Source organism: Clostridium sp. AF02-29 (assembly GCF_934835585.1).
GTDB classification, from domain to species: domain Bacteria; phylum Bacillota; class Clostridia; order Lachnospirales; family Lachnospiraceae; genus Otoolea; species Otoolea fessa.
This window is the reverse complement of the sequence record NZ_CAKVZK010000066.1, coordinates 1465-4564: the sequence shown is the minus strand read 5'-3', so window position 1 is coordinate 4564 and position 3100 is coordinate 1465. Positions and strand designations below refer to the sequence as shown.

Sequence of the window (3100 nt, the reverse complement as noted above, 5' to 3'; positions counted from 1 at the left end):
CCTAACGTCGCATCATCATGAGCAGATTTCCCATCCCCCAGTTCGATATCAATACTCGGAACCGTAGAATACGACGTCTGGGTCAGATCCATTTCCATGGATCCCGACGAGAAGATCTTCACACCGTTCTGCTTCAATCCTCCCACCAGAGCGCTTCCGAGCTTATTGTGGGACTCCCAGTTGGACGCCACCGGCTCCATCGTACGGTAGGCGGCATTATTCGGCACACTCATATAAAATGCGCCCTTGTCCGTCTTCGTGGAATCCCAGTGCAGGGCGATATGGCAGTCTGCCTTGTTGTTCGCCATGACGGTTCTCGCCACATTGTCGAGCTGCACATCACTTCCATCGCGGATCATCAGCACATCATATCCCACCGCCAGAAGCTTATCCCGGAAGATCTGCGCCATACGGAGCGTCACGGTACTCTCCGCCGTTCCATCCGCGAACGTCATTCCGCCGGATACCGCAACGGCTTTCGTCGCTCCGGCTCCTGTAGTTCCGCCTGTCACCTTTGCCGTTTTGTCGGGATGGCAGAAGGTCTTCACCTTCGATCCTCCGGCTGTTCCATGCCCAGCATTTACAGCAACCACCTTATTTTTCCGGTTCGAGGTTCCATTGTGGTAGAACACCGCGTGACCGCTGTTGATCGCGGACATCCCCGCATATTTCCAGTTGGAATCCATTCCAACCTGATAAGCCTTATCCACATACGCCTTTAAGGAGTCGGGTACTGTCACGGTTCCATCGGCAGCGGCTGTGGATGTTCCGCCCGCAGTTGCCGCCCCCGTTTTCGCAGTGCTGCTCTGCGGCTTGCTGGTCGTCAGATAGCGGCTTGCAACATAAACGGTCGTCTTCGATCCTCCGATCTGCACCTCGCTCCACTCCCCATTGTTTTTCACTCTGGAGAGTTCTGTCCCGCGAGGCAGTGTTCCGAGAACCGCCCCTGATGCTGTGGAGGGCTGATTCCTGTAATTTAACTTCGACGCGTTCACATAAACCGTATCCGCAAACGCCGTCATCGGTACCGATGCGGCGAACAGGATACCGAGTCCCGCGCAGAGACCTGCCGCATGTCTTTTAATTCTCTTCTTTTTCTCCATATTCTTTCCTTCCCATGCATTCCGGACCTGATCCACCCGGAAAAATTTTAATATGTCCCGGCTTCCCAGTCTGAGGAATTCATTTCTTCCAAACTTACTTTCCTTATCAAGACAGCCCGGCATCTCTACCGGGCTGTCCGAAATCTTCCAATTTTCAATTAATCACCAAGTACATTCACGATCTTCGCCGGAGTACGATAGTTCCATGTGGAGATCTTGATACCGGATCTCGCGTTGGACGCATGGCACACCTGACCATTACCGATATAGAGCGCAACATGGTTGATTCCGCCGCTTCCGGAGTAGAATACAAGGTCACCCGGACGCATCTGGCTCGAGGTGATCGACTTTCCGCTTCCCGACTGCGCGCCGGAGTTGTGCGGCAGGGATACACCGAATTTCGCCATGACAGACATCGTAAATCCGGAGCAGTCCGTTCCGTTTGTCAGGCTCGTTCCGCCGTAGACATATCTGTTTCCGACGAACTGAACTGCGTAGTTTGCGATCTGGGCACGTTTGGAGGAAACACTTCCGGACTTCGATCCGGCAGCCCCGTCGTTTGCGCTGTTCTTCTTACCGGAATTATTCTTTGAACTGTTCTTTGAACTGTTCTTAGAATCATTCTTCGAAGAGGTATCTGCAACCTCAACCACCGGCGTATACTTGATCGCCTCTTCCAGACCGTACTTAACGTCAACATAATCGCTGGACAGGTATGCGTCCTGATCATCGATCTCGATCTTTACCCAGCCATCCTGCTGATCCGCTACAAGGAATCGCTCGCTGTTGGAGATCTGTGTGTAGATCGAAGAATTCGTGTTCGGCTCTGTGCGGACATTGACGCCGTCCGTGTTGGAGATCGCCATCAGCTTTGCAACCTGAAGCGCTTTGTCCTTCGCCTGCTGTCCTGTCAGGATATACTCAGATTTTACATAACCGGTAATGTTTCCGGAACGGATCTTGTACCAGCCCGACGTGGAGGTGTCCAGGATATCACAGCCTGCGTTGCTCGGCAGCTTCGCGATGATCTTGCCCTTCTTCTCATCCGGATTGTCGCGGACATTCAGGTAATTGGACACATTGGATACACCGAGATTATCATAAAGGCTTAAGACCGTCTGTCTCATATCCTGCTTGATCGCCTCATCCAGAGCGTATTTTACGGTGACATAATCCGCAGAAATATATCCGGAAGAAATCTGGATCCAGCCGTCCTGCTGCCCCCTGATGTCATATCTTTCGTTTTTAAATACCTGCTCCACAACATTCGCATCCGCCTTCGGCTCTGACCGGACATTTAACTTATCCGCATCGATCACGGCACGCTCAGCCACATTTTCCGCAGCCAGTTTTTTCGCCTCATCCCCGGTATAGACATACTGGGAGCTTACATAACCGGTCACACCGCCGGATGAGATCTTATACCAGCCATCTGTGGAGGTATCCAGAATCTCGCAGGCACCGCCCTTCGGCAGCTTTCCTATGACCTCACCGAAGCTCTCCGGGGTCTTTCTGACGTTCAGATAGCCTGAGACCTCCGCAATCCCAAGATTTGCATAGCTGTCCACAATACTCTGGACCGTCTTTTCATATTCCTTAGACGCAATCTCCTCGGCAGAAAGCGTGGTCTCCAGAACAATATTTCTCTCCCCGGTGCTCTCAGATGCAGCCTCTGTTGTCTCTAAGGAAGCCGCTGCGGTCTCAACCTTCATCCCTCTGGAAAAAGTGTCCCTGTGATTTCCGATCACAGTTCCTGCAACCGCAACCACCGCGACCACTGCAACAGCCGCTCCTCCTGCCGCGAGGATCTTCATATACGGCATCGCCGCCTTTTTCTTTTTGATCTCACGCAGTCTTAAGATATTTTCACGCTGACTTGCCTGATGCTCTTTTTTCGGGCGCACGGGCTGCTGTTTTTCCCTTCGATTTCCGGAACGTCTTCCCGCAGAACGGGATCTCTGTCCCTCCGTCTCCGATTCAGCGCTGTCGGCTTCTGC

Annotated in this window: 2 protein-coding genes; both read right to left on the bottom strand. The window is 52.6% G+C overall.

The features are described from left to right. Positions 1 to 1103 (bottom strand): N-acetylmuramoyl-L-alanine amidase (locus tag PUQ60_RS11280; RefSeq protein WP_337955635.1); only part of this gene is annotated, 1103 nt, incomplete at its 3' end. 158 nt (positions 1104 to 1261) lie between these two features. Beyond that, positions 1262 to 2917 carry an SH3 domain-containing protein gene (locus PUQ60_RS11275; RefSeq protein WP_117515295.1) on the bottom strand — a complete coding sequence of 552 codons (1656 nt, stop codon included), beginning with the start codon at positions 2915 to 2917 and terminating at the stop codon, positions 1262 to 1264. Between the last annotated feature and the right edge of the window lie 183 nt (positions 2918 to 3100).

Excerpts from the sequence above, each read along its gene's own strand:
- PUQ60_RS11275 (WP_117515295.1), bottom strand. The coding sequence starts at position 2,917 with ATGAAGATCCTCGCGGCAGGAGGAGCGGCTGTTGCAGTGGTCGCGGTG.